The sequence below is a fragment of the Pseudomonas sp. AP19 genome, from assembly GCF_001728855.1.
GTDB classification, from domain to species: domain Bacteria; phylum Pseudomonadota; class Gammaproteobacteria; order Pseudomonadales; family Pseudomonadaceae; genus Aquipseudomonas; species Aquipseudomonas fluorescens.
This window is the reverse complement of sequence record NZ_LXJP01000005.1, coordinates 43,157-60,125: the sequence shown is the minus strand read 5'-3', so window position 1 is coordinate 60,125 and position 16,969 is coordinate 43,157. Positions and strand designations below refer to the sequence as shown.

At 62.2% G+C, this 16,969-nt stretch carries 10 protein-coding genes; 3 read left to right on the top strand and 7 right to left on the bottom strand.

The window, feature by feature from the left end; all coding sequences use genetic code 11:
- Window position 1: 1 nt before the first annotated feature.
- Together A7D21_RS06355 and A7D21_RS06350 are read right to left on the bottom strand one after the other, a co-directional pair.
- On the bottom strand, window positions 2-1,054 hold the full coding sequence (locus A7D21_RS06355) for an L-idonate 5-dehydrogenase (protein WP_069551283.1): 1,053 nt from the start codon (window positions 1,052-1,054) through the stop codon (window positions 2-4).
- 13 nt (window positions 1,055-1,067) lie between these two features.
- The gene (locus tag A7D21_RS06350) at window positions 1,068-1,841 is read right to left on the bottom strand and encodes a glucose 1-dehydrogenase (RefSeq protein WP_069551282.1); all 774 of its coding nucleotides are present in this window, start codon (window positions 1,839-1,841) and stop codon (window positions 1,068-1,070) included.
- A 134-nt stretch (window positions 1,842-1,975) separates the two neighbouring features.
- Here A7D21_RS06350 and A7D21_RS06345 point away from each other — a divergent pair, with 134 nt between their 5' ends.
- Window positions 1,976-2,848 carry a LysR family transcriptional regulator gene (locus A7D21_RS06345; RefSeq protein WP_069551281.1) on the top strand — a complete coding sequence of 291 codons (873 nt, stop codon included), beginning with the start codon at window positions 1,976-1,978 and terminating at the stop codon, window positions 2,846-2,848.
- Window positions 2,849-2,886: 38 nt separating this feature from the next.
- Here the strand turns inward: A7D21_RS06345 and A7D21_RS06340 are convergent, their stop codons facing one another.
- Together A7D21_RS06340 and A7D21_RS06335 are read right to left on the bottom strand one after the other, a co-directional pair.
- Window positions 2,887-4,356: an efflux transporter outer membrane subunit gene (locus A7D21_RS06340; protein WP_069551315.1), complete on the bottom strand. Its 1,470-nt coding sequence runs from the start codon at window positions 4,354-4,356 to the stop codon at window positions 2,887-2,889.
- The gene (locus tag A7D21_RS06335) at window positions 4,356-5,150 is read right to left on the bottom strand and encodes a helix-turn-helix transcriptional regulator (RefSeq protein WP_053257019.1); all 795 of its coding nucleotides are present in this window, start codon (window positions 5,148-5,150) and stop codon (window positions 4,356-4,358) included. Before A7D21_RS06335 ends, A7D21_RS06340 begins: the two co-directional genes overlap by 1 nt.
- A gap of 486 nt (window positions 5,151-5,636) precedes the next feature.
- Between A7D21_RS06335 and A7D21_RS06330 the strand changes: the two genes are divergently transcribed.
- Window positions 5,637-11,906, top strand: a complete 6,270-nt coding sequence (locus A7D21_RS06330) for a non-ribosomal peptide synthetase (RefSeq protein WP_069551280.1) — start codon at window positions 5,637-5,639, stop codon at window positions 11,904-11,906.
- 55 nt (window positions 11,907-11,961) lie between these two features.
- On the opposite strand, the gene A7D21_RS06325 is transcribed toward A7D21_RS06330, so the two are convergent.
- The 3 genes from A7D21_RS06325 to A7D21_RS06315 all read right to left on the bottom strand — a co-directional run bounded on the left by A7D21_RS06325 (window position 11,962) and on the right by A7D21_RS06315 (window position 16,025).
- Window positions 11,962-13,479, bottom strand: coding sequence for a glycosyltransferase family 39 protein (locus A7D21_RS06325; protein ID WP_053257017.1), 1,518 nt, complete (start codon window positions 13,477-13,479; stop codon window positions 11,962-11,964).
- Between the two features lie 26 nt (window positions 13,480-13,505).
- Complete coding sequence (arnT, locus tag A7D21_RS06320; protein WP_053257016.1) at window positions 13,506-15,161, bottom strand: lipid IV(A) 4-amino-4-deoxy-L-arabinosyltransferase; 1,656 nt, start codon at window positions 15,159-15,161, stop codon at window positions 13,506-13,508.
- Window positions 15,162-15,350: 189 nt separating this feature from the next.
- Window positions 15,351-16,025: a histidine phosphatase family protein gene (locus A7D21_RS06315; RefSeq protein ID WP_069551279.1), complete on the bottom strand. Its 675-nt coding sequence runs from the start codon at window positions 16,023-16,025 to the stop codon at window positions 15,351-15,353.
- A gap of 274 nt (window positions 16,026-16,299) precedes the next feature.
- On the opposite strand from A7D21_RS06315, the gene A7D21_RS06310 reads away from it, so the two are divergent.
- Entirely contained in the window at window positions 16,300-16,968 is a 669-nt protein-coding gene (locus A7D21_RS06310; RefSeq protein WP_069551278.1) for an ABC transporter ATP-binding protein, read from the top strand.
- Window position 16,969: the final 1 nt, after the last annotated feature.

Below are 16,969 nucleotides of genomic sequence, written 5' to 3'. Positions count from 1 at the left end.
GTCAGCCCGCGTCGGGCACACCAAAGTCCAGCACCACTTTCATTGCCTGAGTTTTGTCCGCGGCCAATTCAAACGCCTGCACCGCGTCGCCAAACGGCACGGTGTGGGAGATCACCGGGCGCACATCCACGATGTGGCGATTGAGCAAGTCCACCGCCTGGGCGAATTCGCTGTGGAAGCGGAAGGTGCCGCGTAATTCAATCTCGCGACTGACCAGCACATTCAGTGGCAGCGACACATCACCCCCCAGCCCGACCGTCACCAGCACACCGCGCGGGGCGATGCACTCCAGGCCGTTGCGCAGGGCCTGGGCACTGCCGGAGACTTCGAACATGACATCGAAATAGCCCTTTTCAGCGCTGTAGCGCTTGAGCGCATCGTTGCCGTCAGCCAGGTTGTGCAGGCGCGTGGCGCCCATTTTTTCGGCGCAGGCGAGGGCGCTGGCGGACAGGTCTACGGCGACGATCTCAGCGGCACCGGCGGCGCGCAGGCTGCCGATCAGCAGGTTGCCGATCGGGCCGCAGCCGGTCACCAGTATGCGTTTGCCGAACACCGTGCCGGCGCGTTGGATCGCATGCAAACCCACCGACAACGGCTCGGCCAACGCACCTTCGGCGAGGCTGACGTGGTCGGCCAGGCGATGGGCCTGATGCGTCTCGATCACCAGGCTTTGGCGAAACGCGCCCTGGATATGCGGGAACGGCATGGCGCTGCCGTAGAAGCGCATGTTCAGGCAATGGTTGGGCAGGCCTTGATGGCAATACCGGCAACCGCCGCAAGGGCGCGATGGTGAAACGGCAATGCGTTGACCGACCTTGAACGAACCGGCGTCACTGCCCACGGCGTCGATCACCGCCGACACTTCGTGGCCGAGCACCATCGGCTCGCGCAGGCGCACGCTGCCGAAGCCGCCATGCTGGTAATAATGCACATCCGAACCGCAGATACCGCCACGGGCTATGCGTACGCGCAGTTGATCGGGCGCGAGGGTTTGCGGTTCATCCTGGGGATCGACCCGCAGGTCTTTCGAGGCGTGACAGACGATAGCGTGCATAAGGTTCTCCGGTTTACAGCGAGGCGGTGATGCCACCGTCGACATACAGGATATGGCCATTGACGAAGCTGGCTGCGTCACTGGCGAGGAAGACGGCGGCGCCGGCCAGTTCGGCCACCTCACCCCAGCGGCGGCTCGGCGTGCGCTGCACCAGCCAGTCGCTGAATTCGGGGTTGGCGACCAGCTGTGCATTCAGCTCGGTCTTGAAATAGCCGGGGCCAATGCCGTTGACCGTCAACCCATGGGGGCCCCAATCGATGGCCATGCCCTTGGTGAGCATTTTCAGTGCACCTTTGCTCGCCGCATACGGTGCGATGCCCGGACGGCCCAGTTCACTTTGCACCGAGCAGATATTAATGATGCGCCCACGTTTGCGCGCGATCATCGCCCGCGCCACGGCCTGGCCCACCAGGAAAGCGCTGTCGAGGTTGGTGCTGATCAGCTCGCGCCAGTGTTGCTCGCTGTAGTCTTCCAGCGGCCCACGGCGTTGCATGCCGGCGTTGTTGACGAGGATGTCCAGCGGGCCAAGGCGCTCTTCAATATCGGCGACGGCGGCGTGGATGGCCGCGCTGTCGGTGACATCAAACGCCTGGGTGTGCACCTCCAGGCCTTCCAGCGTCAATATGGCGGCCGCCTCCGCTAAGGTGCTGCGGTTGCGCCCGTTAAGCACCACTCGCGCACCGGCCTGGGCCAGGCCACGAGCGATGGCCAAGCCGATACCGGCGCTGGAGCCGGTGATCAGGGCAAGCCGACCGTCGAGGCGGAACGTTTCCAACACGTTTTGCATGGGGTTGTCTCTCCTGGCGCGCTTATGGTGATAAGCGTTTGATCCACTGGCGCTTACTTCATCCCAGTGTAGGGTGCAGGTCCAATGTTCATTTATGATCGCCTGATCAATATCGGTGATAACCAGGAGGGCGGATGGAGCTCAAGCACTTGCGCGCGTTTGTGGTACTGGCCCAGGAGCTGCATTTCGGGCGGGCGGCGGCTCAGTTGTCGATCGTGCAACCGGCGCTGAGTATGCAAATAAAACTGCTGGAAAGTGGCCTCGGCGTGCGCCTGCTGGACCGCAACCGCCACTCGGTGACGCTGACCGACGCGGGGCGGGTGTTTCTGCCGGAAGCCCAGGCCACCTTGCACCAGGCGGCGCGGGCGGCCGATACGGCACGCGCGTCCAACCGCGGCGAAATCGGGCGGGTGCGCTTGGGGTTTGTGTCTTCGGTGTTGCCACAGTTATTGCCCGAGTTGATCCGTGCGGTGCACCAACGCTACCCGCGTATCGAACTGGAGCTCAAGGACATGCCCGGCCCTGATCAAGCGGCCGCCTTGAAGCATGGCCAGCTGGACTTCGGCCTGATGCGCCTGCCGGCCGCCCACCCCGGCGTGCACACCCGCGCGGTGCTGCGCGAGCATTTTTGCGTGGCGTTGCCCATCGATCACCCACTGGCGGCCCAGAATTTCATCCGGCCTGGCGACCTGCTCAAACTGCCGGTGTTTATCCTGGCACGGCGTTACGCGCCGGGGTTCTATGACGAGTTTATCCAGGCCCTGGGCATCCCGCTGGCGATCGCCAGCGAACTGGGCGAGTTCACCACCATGCTCGCACTGGTGTCTGCCGGGTTGGGCATCGGGGTGTTGCCGCAGCAGGCGGCGCGGGCGTTGCCTGCCAATTGCGTGTCGCGGCATTTGCAGCTGGGCGGCTTCCAGGCCAGTACCGGGTTGGCCTGGACCGAACTGGACAGTGCGGTGAAGAGCACCGTGTTCAATCTGATCGTGGAATTGTTTGGCGAGTGACATCGGCTACCCACCGGGGTGCTAAGCCGCGGCGGATTTCAACCGGTTTTTCCGTCGTTACCCACAGATGACGCCGGGGGCGTACCGGCTGCGGCAGTCGGGGTTGAGTTGACGTTCCACGCGCCGCCCAGCGCCGTATACAGGTTCACCTCGGCGACCAATTGGGCCAAGCGGTCGACGATCAGTGCCTGCTGTGAACTGAACAGCGAACGCTGCGCATCAAGGAACGTCAGGTTGCTGTCGACGCCGCTGCGGTAGCGGTGTTGGGCCAGGTCGTAATAGGCCTGGTTGGCCGCGACGAAATCCCGTTGCGCCTGCAGTTGGTCATTGAACGTCTGGCGCGCGGCGAGGCCGTCGGCGACTTCCTGGAACGCGGTCTGGATGGATTTTTCGTACTGGGCCACCGTAATGTCTTTCTGCAATTTGGCGTAATCAAGGCTGGCACGCAGGCTGCCGGCGTTGAAGATCGGCAGGTTGATTTGCGGTTGGAAGGTCCAGGTGCCGGTGCCGCCCTTGAACAATCCTGACAGTTCGGTGCTGGTGCTGCCGGCGTTGGCCGTGAGGGTGACCGACGGGAAAAACGCTGCGCGGGCCGCGCCGATATTGGCGTTGGCCGCTTGCAACTGGTACTCGGCCTGGAGGATATCCGGGCGCCGTTGCAACAGGTCGGACGGCAAGCCTGCGGGCACGCGTGCCACCAGGTCATCGGCCAGTGGCCGCGACGGCAGGTGCTCATCCACCGGGCCGCCAACCAGCAACGCAAGGTTGTTGAGGTCCTGGGCGACCTGGCGTTCATAACGGGCCACGCTGGCACGGGTACTTTCGACGGCCGTGCGGGCCTGTACCACGTCCAGCGCCGACGCCTTGCCCGCACTTTTGCTGCGGCTGGTCAGTTGCCAACTGTGATCGTTGGCCGTCAAGGTTTGCTGCGCCAGGGCCAGCAGCTCCTGGTCGGCGCGCCAGGTCAGGTAGGCGTTGGCGACATTGGCGACCAGGCTTAGCTGAGTGCTGCGCCGGGCTTCTTCGCTGCCCAGGTAGGTGAGCATCGCCTGCTCGCTGAGGCTGCGCACGCGGCCAAACAAATCCAGCTCATAGGCGCTGAGCCCTAACGTGGCCGAATAGTTGGAGGTGATCGCCGACTTGCCGGTGCCGGTTACACCGGCCGGCAACTTCTGGCGCTTGCCGGCACCTGTCGCGGACACCGCCGGGAACAGGTCCGCACGCTGGATGCGGTACTGGGCCTGGAACGCTTCCACATTCAGTGCGGCCACCCTGAGGTCACGGTTGTTGACCAGCGCGCTGCCAATCAACTGTTGCAGGGCCGGGTCGTGAAACAGTTGCTGCCAATCCGGCTTTACCGCTACGGCGTTGACCTGCGCCAGGCGGTAGACGCCGCCTTGGGGGTACTGCGCAGGGGTCGGCGCCGCAGGCCGTTGGTACTCGGGGATCAGCGAACAACCGCCGAGCATCCAGGCCATACCGACGCTGGTGAGTGTCCATTTGTTCATCAGGCGCCAACCATCCATTTAGCCAAACCATGCCGCCCACTCACGCCCAACTTGGCGGCGGCGCGCTTGAGGTAGGTTTCGATCGAGCTGTTTTTTACGCTGAGTTTTTCGGCTATCTGCGGCACGGTGCCGCCGGTCAACAGGCCCAGGCAAACTTCCTGCTCGCGCGCCGACAGGGTGATATCGCTGAGGGACAAACGCGTGTAGAACTCGCGCTGCAACTGCGATTGCTCGAGCAGATTCTGGGCCGGCTCGGACTCGGCGTGCGGCACCAGACGCAGCAGGTGTGCATGCCGCTCCATCAAGGGCAGCAAGGTGTCCGACAAGCATTTGAGAAACGACAACTGCGCCAGGGAAAAGGCCGGCTGGGTGGGCGAGCGATAGAACGAAATCACACAGCGCCGGTTGCCCTGACGCGATACCAGATTGCACTGGTGCGAACTGCCACGCGGGTGCGCGCTGTTGGCATTGGCTTTCATCTGGATCAGCAGCGGGTCTTGCATGCGCAGCATTTCCCGCAACAGCGGATGATCATTCAGTGCATGCACGGTCTGCGGCGCAGACACGTCCTTTTGCAGCCCGGCGCTGCCGAGCAGCTTGATATCCAGTACGCTGTCGCGCAGTTCGTCCAGGGTCCATTCACTCAGGTCGACCAAGTGCATCGGTACCCATTTATCCACCAGCTGCAGCATGTTGGCGGCGAAGGTTTCCTGGCCGCTGTTTGAAATCAACTCGCCCATTTCTGCATAGAAATGCGGGCTCTGCGTGTCACCGATACTGCGGGTCAGACTCATAGCCATCTCATCCTTGATGTCGAAAACCGTCAACGGACGCCCTGGGTCTGTGTGGGGCGATCCGTACTTCTTGAACGTAACTCGGCGTTCGAGATTTCATTTAGCCATAGCGATTTATCCTACGTATGTAGCGGAAACGAGGGACACAACCTGCCATAAAATCCACGTCATTAATTCGACGCTTCTGACGGGGGATTCCGCCCACGAAAAGCCATGAACGAATTTTAGGATTGTTTAACTCAGTGATATTTAAAGAGAAATTAATTCAGCTAAATACGCTGGAGAAAACCGCAGCGGTCACATATAGCCAATTTCCTACAAGGCTTTAATCGTTCCAGCAGTGAACCATCAGCCAAGCCCGCTGCTGTCGCCTCGGATGTCCGGGTTTAGGGTGACAGACAGGTCCTGACCCCCATGCTCAAATCCGGCAATTTCGGCGTAATGGGCCCCTGCGCGGCCAGTGCCTGACCCCATGAGAAGGATCTTATGAAGCATTCCACCAGCCTGCCGCCCAGCTTCCCCCTGACTGCCGCCCAACAGGACATCTGGCTCGATCAACTGCGGGTGGGCAACTCGCCGCTGTACAACATTGGTGGGTATGTCGACTTCGCCGGCCCAATCGTGCCGGACCTGATCCAGCGCGCCATCGAGCTGCTGGTGGCCAAGCACGATGCGTTGCGCACTCAACTGCACAGCGACGCGAACGGCTTGCCCCGGCAAACCTTCGCCGCCGCGTTGAAGGTGCAGGTGCCGCAGCATGATTTCTGCGCGTTGCCCGATCCGAAGGCCGCCGCCCAGGCCTTGATGCAAGCGCAAATGGCGCGGCCCTATGCCATGGCCGGTGAACCGCTGTTTCGCTTTTTCCTGGTCAAGCTCGACGACGATCATTACCGCCTTGGCACCCAGGCTCATCACCTGATCCTCGACGGCTGGGGCTTCGGCCAAATGCTGCAATCCCTGGCTCGCCTCTACACCGACCTCAATCAGGGGCGCGCACCGGAGCCGCATGCGCCGTCCTATATCGACTTTATCGACACCGACCAGTGCTACCTCCAATCCGCCCGTTATGCGCGCGACCGGGCTTACTGGCTGGACAAATACCAGGTATTGCCGGAGCCATTGTTGACACCTCGGCACACTGCCCAGGCGCCGAGCAACACCCTGGTAGAACCGTTCCCGGTGGCACTGCTCAACCGCATGGAGCAAGTGGCCAACCGTTACCAGGCCTCGGCATTCCATGTGCTGCTGGCCGCGCTGTACGTGTATTTCACCCGCACCAGCCAGCGCGATGAGTGGGTGGTGGGGTTGCCGATTCTTAACCGTTCCAACGCGCGTTTTCGCTCCACCGTCGGGTTGTTTACCCAAGTCAGCGCGGTGCGGTTTCAGTTTGCTCAGCAACTGCCTTTCAGCGCACTCGTGCGTGGCGTGCGTGATCAGCTCAAGCAGGACTTTCGCCACCAGCGTTTCCCCTTGAGCGAAATGAACCGTGAGCTGGGCCTGCGCAGAGCCGATCGCGGCCAGCTGTTTGACCTGTCGGTGTCCTTCGAACAAGACGACCATGACCTGCGTTACGGCCAGGTCCAGGCCCGTGCGATCAAGGTGTCCAACCACCATGAAGCATTGCCGATTGCCATCCACCTGCGCAGCAACCGTTACCAGGACACCGCGTGCCTGCATTGCGTATACAACGAGGCGTATTTCACGCACGACGAGGTACAGGCGTTGGCGCAGCGCTTCACGAGTCTGCTGGAACAGGGGTTGCAGAACACGGCGTTGACGGTCGCCGAGTTTTGCCTGGTGACGCCCGAAGAACAGGCCCAGTTGCAGCAGTGGAATGCCACTGCGCAGCCCAATGCCACACCGCAAACCCTGCACCGGCGCATTGAAGCGCAGGCCTTGCGCGCACCCGACGCGATCGCGGCGGTGTACCAGGGGCAGCAACTGACCTATGCCCAACTCGATCAGCAGGCCAATGCCCTGGCGCATCAACTGCTGGAACACGGCGTACAGCCGGATGATCGCGTGGTGATTGTGGCCCGACGTGGGCTGGACACCTTGGTCGGGCTGTTGGCTATCCTCAAGTCCGGCGCCTGTTATGTGCCGGTGGATCCGGCCCATCCCGCCGAACGCCTGAACTACCTGCTGCACGACAGCTCACCGGTGGCGGTGCTGACCCAGCATGACCTGCTGCCGCGCTTGCCCATGCTGGACGTGCCAGTGATCCGGCTGGACCAGCAAACCGGCGCCCTCAGTGACAGCCCGCGTGTGGTGGTCACACCGTCAAACCTTGCCTATGTGATCTACACCTCGGGCTCTACGGGGTTGCCCAAAGGTGTGATGGTCGAGCACCACTGCGTATCGAACCTGGTGGACTGGCACTGCCGGGCGTTCAACCTGCACGCGGGCAGCCACACCGCCAGCGTGGCCGGGTTCGGCTTTGATGCGATGGCCTGGGAAGTCTGGCCAGCACTGTGCGTGGGGGCCACGCTGCACCTGCCGCCGGCTCACGACGGCGGCGAAGACATTGACGCGCTGCTCGATTGGTGGCGTGCGCAGCCGCTGGACGTGTGCTTTCTGCCGACACCGGTGGCCGAGTACGCCTTCAGCCAGCGCCTGGAGCATCCGACCCTGCGCACCTTGCTGATCGGCGGCGACCGCTTGCGCACGTTCAGCCGGGCGCAGACCTTTGATGTGATCAATAACTACGGCCCCACCGAAGCCACCGTGGTCGCCACGTCCGGGCGTGTCGAGGTCGGCCGACCGCTGCATATCGGCGCGCCGGTCGCCAATGCCACGGTGTATTTACTGGATGAACAGCAACGGCCGGTGCCCATCGGTGTGGCGGGGGAGTTGTACGTCGGCGGTAAGGGCGTGGCGCGTGGTTATCTGAACCGCTCGGAACTGAGTGCCGAGCGCTTTGTGCACGACCCGTTCAACCCCGGCCGGATGTACCGCACCGGTGACCTGGCGCGCTGGATGCCCGATGGCACTCTCGAATACCTGGGCCGTAATGATGACCAGGTGAAAATTCGCGGCGTGCGTATTGAGTTGGGAGAAATCGAGGCCGCACTGGCCAGCCATCCTGCCGTCAAGGAAGCGGTGGTGCAGTATCGTGAAGGTCAACTGTTGGCCTGGTTCATTGCGCAGTACAGCGTCGACATCGAAGGGCTGCGCGCCCATCTGCAAGCGACGCTACCGGATTACATGCTGCCGGCCGCGTACGTGAAGCTGGAGGTGCTACCCCTGACCACCAACGGCAAACTCGACCGCAAGGCCCTGCCAGCACCCACGCAGGCGGCGTTTGTCACGCGCTTGTTCGAGGCGCCGCGCGAGGGCGTGGAAACCCGACTGGCGCAGATCTGGGCCGAGCTGCTGCAGGTGCAGCCGATCGGGCGGCATGACCATTTCTTCGAGCTGGGCGGGCACTCGCTGTTGGCGGTGCAACTGGTACAGCGCATGCGTCAGGCAGGCTTGCATGCCGACGTGCAGGTGCTGTTCGGCCAGCCGACGCTCGCCGCGCTGGCAGCGGTCACCGGTGGCAGCGATGTGCACGTGCCTGCCAATCGGATTCCGCCGGGTTGTACCCAGATCACGGTCGATATGCTCGCACTCGCCGATCTCGACGCGCCCAGCCTTGAGTGCATCGTCGCCGGCATCCCCGGTGGCGCCGCCAACGTGCAGGAAATCTACCCGTTGGCGCCCTTGCAGGAAGGGTTGCTTTACCACCACATCACTGACGAGCGCGACCCCTACCAGCAACATGCGATGTTCAGCTTTGCGCGCCGCGAGCAATTGGACGCGTTTGCCCAGGCCTTGCAGCAGGTGATCAACCGCCACGATATCCTGCGCACCAGCCTGGTGTGGGACGCCCTTGAACAGCCGATGCAAGTGGTGTGGCGCGACGCCCGATTGCCGATTGGGCCGCTCAGTGAAGAGCATGCGCCGCTGGACTTGCGCCAAGCCCCGCTGATGGCGCTGGATTATGCCGAAGACCCGCACCACCAGCGCTGGCTCGCCAGGTTGCGCTTCCACCACCTGGTCAATGACGCCACGTCGATGACGGTGCTGGCGGACGAAATCCGCGCGCACATGCTGGGTCAACAGGCGCAGCTTGCGGCGTCGGTGCCGTATCGCAACGTGGTGGCGCAGAGCCGCTGCGCGGCGCGACAGGCCGCTCACGAGGCGTTCTTTCGCGAGCAATTGGCGACTGTCGACGAGCCGACCCTGGCCTTCGCTATGCAGGAACACCAGGTTGATCGGGCTGAGATCGAAGCCTTCGAATGCCCGATAAACGACGCCCTCAGCCAACGCTTGCGCGGCCAGGCGCGCGCCCTTGGGGTGAGCGCCGCGAGCCTGTTTCATTTGGCTTGGGCTCAGGTACTCAAACAGGTGTCAGGGCGTGACGACGTGGTGTTCGGTACCGTGCTGCTCGGCCGTTTGCAGGCGGGCGAGGGCGCCGACCGTGCTCTGGGCATGTTCATCAACACCTTACCGTTACGCCTGCGCCTGGCCGGGCAAAGCGTGGTCGACGCGCTGAGCGACACTCACACGCAGCTGAGCGCCTTGCTCGCGCATGAACAGGCGTCCCTGGCGCTTGCCCAGCGTTGCAGCAGCGCGTCACCGCTGTTCAACAGCTTGCTCAACTACCGACACGCCAGCGCCGACAGGGATTTCAAGCTGGTGCCGGGCGTCGCGTTGCTCAGCAGTGAAGCTATCCTCAGTTACCCGCTGATGGTCACGGTGATTGATGGTGCAAGCGGCTTTGACCTCAAGGTCATGGCGCCGCGCAAGGTCGGCGGCGAACGCCTCTGGGGTTATCTCGATACTGTGCTCAACGGGCTCGTGGACGCGCTTGAACACACGCCGAAAGCGCCCTTGCGCGAGGTGCCGGTGATACCTGGCAGTGAGTTACGCAGGCTATTGGTGGACTTCAACGCGACCGAAACCGACTACCTCGACAACCTCACCGTACACGCGTTGTTCGAAGCGCATGCGCGGCAGATTCCACATGCCATCGCTGTGCAGGCCGGCACGCGGCAACTGACTTATCGCGAGCTCAACGAACGCGCCAATCAGTTGGCCTTCCACCTGCGCGAGCGTGGCGTGCAGCCCGATTCGCGGGTAGCGCTGTGTGTCGAGCGCGGCCTGGATCTGGTGGTAGGGTTGCTGGCGATCCTCAAGGCGGGCGGGGCCTATGTGCCACTGGACCCGGGCTACCCCCGCGAGCGCCTGCTTTACATGCTTGAAGACAGTCGCCCCGTGGCATTGCTGGTGCAGGCGGCTACCCGCGATCTGCCAGGCGACGTGTCGATCCCGGTGCTCGACTTCGACCGCTGTGCCTGGAGCCAGGCGCCGACCGGTAACCCATTGGTGCCAGGCTTGACCGTCGCCAACCTCGCCTATGTGATGTACACCTCCGGCTCCACAGGTACACCCAAGGGGGTGATGGTCGAGCATCGCGGCCTGGGCAACCTGATGCAGTGGGCTTCCCGGCTGTGCCCGAACGCCGAGGGCGGCGCGTTGCTGCAAAGGGCGCCGTTCAGCTTCGATGGCTCGGTGTGGGAGCTGTTCTGGCCGTTGACCAACGGCATGCGCCTGGTACTGGCGAGGCCTGATGGTCATCGCGACCCGGCCTACCTGGCACAGGTGATTCGTGAGCAGCACATCAGCGTGATTAAGTTTGTGCCCGCGATGTTGCAGCAGTTCCTCGAACTGGAGCAGTCGGCGCTCTGCACCAGCCTCACTGACGTTTTGTGCGGCGGCGGTGAACTCTCCGAAGCCTTGGCCCGTGGCGTACAGGCGCGCTTGCCCAACGTGCGATTGCACAACGTCTATGGCCCCACCGAAGCAACGGTGGACAGCAGCGCCTGGACCCTGGAGCCCGGTGCGCCGGTGCCCACCCGGCAACTGCCGATCGGGCGGGCGATCAGCAACACCCGTCTGTATGTGCTGGATGACAACGATGCTCCGGTGCCAATGGGCGTCAGCGGCCAATTGCATATTGGCGGGGTCGGCGTGGCTCGCGGCTACCTGGGGTTGGCCCAGATGACTGCCGAGCGTTTTATCGACAGCCCGTTCGTGGTCGGCGACCGTCTGTATCGCACCGGCGACCTGGTGCGTTACTTGCCGGACGGCAACCTGGAATTCCTCGGGCGCAATGACTTTCAAGTGAAGTTGCGCGGCGTGCGCCTGGAACTGGGTGAAATCGAGTCACGCCTTGCGGCGCACCCGGCGTTACGAGAGGTGGCGGTGTTGATTCGCGATGAGCGTTTGGTGGCGTATTTCTCCCTGCGCGGCCAAGCGCCGAGCGTGGAAGCCTTGCGCGCCCATGTGCTGAAGCAATTACCCGAATACATGGTGCCGGCGGCCTTTGTGCAGCTTGACGCATTACCCCTCAACCCCGCCGGCAAACTCGACCGCAAGGCACTGCCGGAGCCAGGCGTGGAGTCGGTGGTGAGTCGTGCGTATGAAGCACCGGTAGGCGAAGTGGAAACGTTGATGGCGGGTATCTGGGCCGACGTCTTGAAGTTGGAGCGGGTAGGGCGCCATGACCACTTCTTCGAACTGGGCGGGCATTCCTTGCTGGCGGTAAACCTGGTGGCGCGCCTGCGCAAGGCTGGGCTGGCGGTGGATGCGCGAACCCTGTTCAGTCAGCCGACACTGGCGCAGTTGGCCGCGTGCACGGTGGCGCAGGTGTCACGCGTAGAGGCGCCTCAAACCGCGATCCCCCAACTGAACCGCCGTCGCCGGATCTGAGGCCTGGACGCGGCTGAGCCGGGCGTGGGGCTTCGCCGCGCTAGCCAGGTGTCAGTCAGCGTGGTGTGGGAATAAACGCCACGCTGCCGCCCGAACGCTTCTGGAACATCCGCTCGCCATTGTCGGGTTGAGTCGTGATCACCGTGTGATCGTTACCCAGGTAGGCCAACGGCGTCGGGTCTTCCTTGGAATACTGCGCGACGATAATCGTGTGCTGCGGGTCGAAGTGCTGGCCGCTGGTGTGTTCCAGCCAGGCCATCAACGCTGCGCTGTCGCCCTGGCGTGGGAAGTCCTGGGTTTCACTGACGTAGTAGAACGGTTTGCCGCCGTTCTGCAGGTACATCGGCAGCTTGTTGTCGACTTCCACCAGCACCATCTGCCATTGGTTCCACGGTGCGTGCTTGACCGCCTCGGCTTGTACATCCTCGGCGAAGCGGGTTACCCCGCCATTGCCGGTGGTCCAGGGGTAGATCACACCCAGCACCAGCATTAAAAAGCCCGCGGTAATCCCAAAGCCTTTTTGCCAGCGTGGCCAACTGGCGGTTTTTTTCTCCAGGCGCTCACTCAACCACCAGGCGGCCAGCAACTGCGCGAAAGGCACCAGTGGCAACACGTAATAGCTGCGGCGGCTGCCACTGGCGGTGAAGAACACAAACAGCAGGCCCAGCCCCCATACCAGCCAGCGTACGTTGGGTGGCGTCTGGCGCCAGTGGCGCACAGCCAGCCACAAGCCGAGCAACCAGCACGGCGCCCATGGCAGGGTGTAGGCAGGCAGGTAGATCAAGTAGGTGTAGATCGGCCCCATGTGGTCAAACGGGTCGAAGAAACGTACGACGTTTTCCTTGAACACCAGTTCGAGGCCGCTTTCGCCGTAGGTCGGTGCGCCATAGAAGTGGGACAGCACAAAAGGAATCGCGTAGAACGCCGCAGCGATCAGCATGGCCAACAACAGCCGCAGGTTGAGGTGACGCTTGTAGCGGTGTTCGCTGAGCAGGTGCGGTAACAGCACCAGGCCCGGCAGCACAAAGCCGATCAAACCTTTGAGCAGTGACGTCGCGGCCAGCAGCAGGAAAAATACCGTGTAGCGCCCCAGCCGGGTGTCATCCGGCCCGCGCCAGTACCACCAGACAGCGGCCAGCACACCACATACGGTGAGCACATCGGCGGTGGCTACCCGTGCCCAGAACAGAAAGTAGAAGGTGGTGGCCAGCATCCAGCCGGCAATCAGCCCGGTGCCTTTGCGAAACAAGCGTTCGCCAATCAGATAGACCAGCCAGATACTCAGCCAGGCCCCGATGACCGATGACAGGCGCAGTGACCACGGACCGAGCCCGCCCATCACGTTGGCAAACGCGGTGATCAGCCAGTAAGAGGGCAGCGGTTTGTCGTAATAGGGCGCGCCCTTGAGGTACGGGTCGAAATAATCACCGCTCTGCAGCATCTGCAAAGCGATGTTGGCCCAGCGGGTTTCCGGCCCCCACAAGTCGCGACTGCCCAGGCCCAGCAGCAGGAGTAACGCCGAGACGCCCAGCAGCAACACCAGGGCGCCGCGTTCGGTTTTCCAGAAGCTCATGGGCTTTTCTCACGGCAGACGTAACGTTAAGGAAGCTTCGGATAGATGATCAGTAACAGGGCGCCCTTGCGATACCGCTTGCCCCCCGCTGGTAACTGGCCTTCTTCACGGTGTTCGCTGGTGCTCTTGACCCGCATCAGCACGCCCACAGAACCTTGCTGGCGCGCCTCGGCAAGCCAGGTCTGGACGCTGTCCAGGTCGACCTTGCGCTGCACCGAATCGGCATACGTCAGGCCATAGCGCAGTTCGCCTTCGGTGTCATAAAACGACACTTGCGGCCGACGCAGACGCCAGGACAATGCCGACGCCGAGCCCAGCTCGTTGCTTAGCAGAGCATGGGTTTGTTGCAGTTCATCCAGATGCTCAAGCACGAACTGATCCGGCATCTCGGTATCGGTGATCATGGCCGGCATGCCTGCCGGCAACAACGCGACCAGCAAACCAATGCCCAGCGCCGGCATCGCCCATAAGGTCAGCGGGCGAACCGCTTGCAGCAGGTTGGCCAGGATCCAGGCCAACAGCACGATGAAGGTCAGGGACAGGCTGAACATCTCGGCGTGACTGTTGCCGTACACCGGGTTGCTCATTTGCAGGTAGATCAACCCCACCATCGCCACCAGGCCGAGCACGGCGTTAGCCAGGCCATTGATCAGGATGGTGCGGGTCTTGCCTTGTTTGATCAGGTCAGTCAGCGCATGGCCCATCAGCAGCGCCAGGGGCAACAGGCACGGCATGATGTAGGTCGGCAGCTTGCCGCGGCTGAGGCTGAAGAAGGCCAGGGGCAGCAGCATCCACAGAGCGATGAAGACGATCGGCGGCTGGGCTTTTTCTTTCCAGGTTTTGCTCAGGGTGGCTGGCAACAGCCCGGCCCATGGCAAGCAGGCCACGACCATGATCGGCAGGAAGAACCACCATGCGCGCGCGTGCTGTGCATTATCGGCTGCGAAGCGGCGGATGTGCTCATGCCAGAAGAAGAAGCGCCAGTAGTCCGGTTCCTGCAAGTGAATGGCCAGGACCCACGGTACGCAGACCAGTGCCGCGACCACGATTGCCAACGGGCCATACCGCAACAACTCGCCCACGCGACGCTGCCAGAGTATGTACGGCACCGCGATCAGCACGGGCAACAGCCAGGCCAGAAAGCCCTTGGTCAGGAAACCCATGCCGCACGCCACGCCCAGCACTGCCCAGGCGCCCAAGCGGCCACGCGAGGTGCGGCTGTCCAGCGCAAACCACAGCGCAACCAGGCTGAGGTTGACCCAGAAAGTGAACTGCGGATCGAGGTTGGAATACCCGGCCTGGCCGGCCACCAGCCCGAAACTCATGTAGAGCAGGGCGCAGGCGAAGCTTTTGCGTGGGTCGTTCCACACGCGGCGGGCGATGAGGTAGGCCAGCACGACGCTCAGCCCGGTGGTCAACGCCGAGGCGATGCGCACGCCGAACAGGTTTTCGCCGAACACCGCCTGGCCCAGGGCGATCAGCCAATAGCCGGCGGCGGGTTTTTCGAAATAGCGCACACCCATGAAATGCGGTGAGATCCAGTTGCCACTCAGGAGCATCTCCTGACTGACCTGGGCGTAGCGGGTTTCATCCGGGATCCACAAGCCGTGCAAGCCCATGGGCAACAGGTAAAACACCGCGAAGGCCAATAGCAAAAGCGGTAGGGGTTTCAATCGGGTCATGAAAACGTCGCTCCCTGACGTTTAATGGCTGAATAGGAGGGCGTGCAAGTATTAACGTAAAGCATCACAAAGTTCACTAAGTGGCTGAAAGTATTCATGACGTCCTGAAGTAACGGGCGCAGCTAAACATGCCAGAAGAGGGCTGTCGCCTTGCTGAACATGAATGTTGCGAAGTGTGTCGAAAAGTGTCTAGAGCTTCTTCAGGGCGTTAGCCCAAGCCACGCTGTTGATTTTTCCCAGTGTTTCGAACTTGCCGTTAGCCAGCACCCGCACAAACAAGGCACTGCCATACTCGGAAAACCGCGCACGGGGGAAACCCAAGGCTGTTTCGAAGTCGGAGATACAGCCACTGTGAGTGACAAACACCAGGTTGCGTCCCGATTGTTTGTGGCTGAGGAGTTCTTCGCCAATGGCTTTGCCGCAAATGGTTTTTTCGTTGGTGGTCAACTCGGCCTTGCCGAACATGAAGTGCGATGTCTGTGCCGTACGCAAGGCCGGGCTGGCAATCACGTCGCTGTTTTCCATGCCTAGGACCTTGAAGGCCTTGCCCACTTCTTCTGCACGCTGGGTGCCCAGAACGGTGAGGCCTTCAGGCGCCGCGAAGCACGGGTTGGCCGAACGGTCGCAGCGCTCTTCATGACGCACCAATACGATCAATTCGCCATTGCGCCATGCAGGTATTACTTGTGAGTTCAGCAGGCGATCGCCAATACCCAGGTCACGTGGCGATGCAGGCCACAGCATAAAACCGGCGAGCAGCAGCATGATGACTGCAAGGCCTGCCCACCACTTTTTGAAGCCTTTGAAATAGCCACGGCGCACGCGCGGTTTGGTCAAGGTAAGGTCAACCACATCATTCACCATGGGCACTGTAGGCAGTGTTTTATTAAGTAGGCGCAACGCATCGACGCAATCCCGTAGGGGAATGAGAGGCTGTCATAGGGCTGCTGTCTTTTCGCTGAACATCTCGCGGTTATAAAAAGTCGCGGCTGGCAACTAACAAGTTGCCGAATTTCGACGCTTGGAGGGCAATTTAGAGGGGCAGGGGTGGGCAAGCAGTGAAATCCATGTGAAAAATTTGCGTAGGGCTGACGGTCAGCCGTTATTCTCGTTCGGAGTCCTTCAAACGAGCGTTCTTATGTTGCAGGTGCAAGGTGTGCTGAAAAGCTACGTCACCCCGCAAGGCCCGTTGCCAGTGCTGGGGGGCGTCGACTTGTACCTGAGTGAGCGTAGCAGCCTGGCGCTGATGGGCGAGTCGGGCAGCGGAAAAAGTACCTTGCTGCACCTGGTGGCCGGGCTTGATCGGGTCGACGGCGGCCGTATTCAGGTGGGCGAGCAACGTCTGGATCAACTGAGCGAGGCGCAACTGGCGCGCTGGCGTCGTACCGAAATCGGCCTGGTATTCCAGCAGTTCAACCTGATCGGCAGTTTGCGCGTCGAGGACAACCTGGCGTTCCAGGCACGCTTGGCAGGGCGCTTTGATCCGCGGTGGCAGGCGCAGTTGGTTGAGCGCCTGGGCCTGGGGGACTTGCTCAAGCGTTATCCCGAACAGCTGTCCGGCGGCCAGCAGCAGCGGGTCGCGGTGGGGCGCGCGTTGGCGTCGCGCCCGGGTTTACTGCTGGCCGATGAACCCACCGGCAATCTCGACGAAGCCACCAGTGATGATGTGCTGCAACTGTTGCTTGACCTGCTGCGCGACAGCCCCACCAGCCTGTTGATGGTCACCCACAGCCCGCGCATCGCTGCGCGCCTGGACCGGCAGGTGGTGTTGCACCGTGGGCGTGTCGTGCCTGCGGACGCGTGTTGAG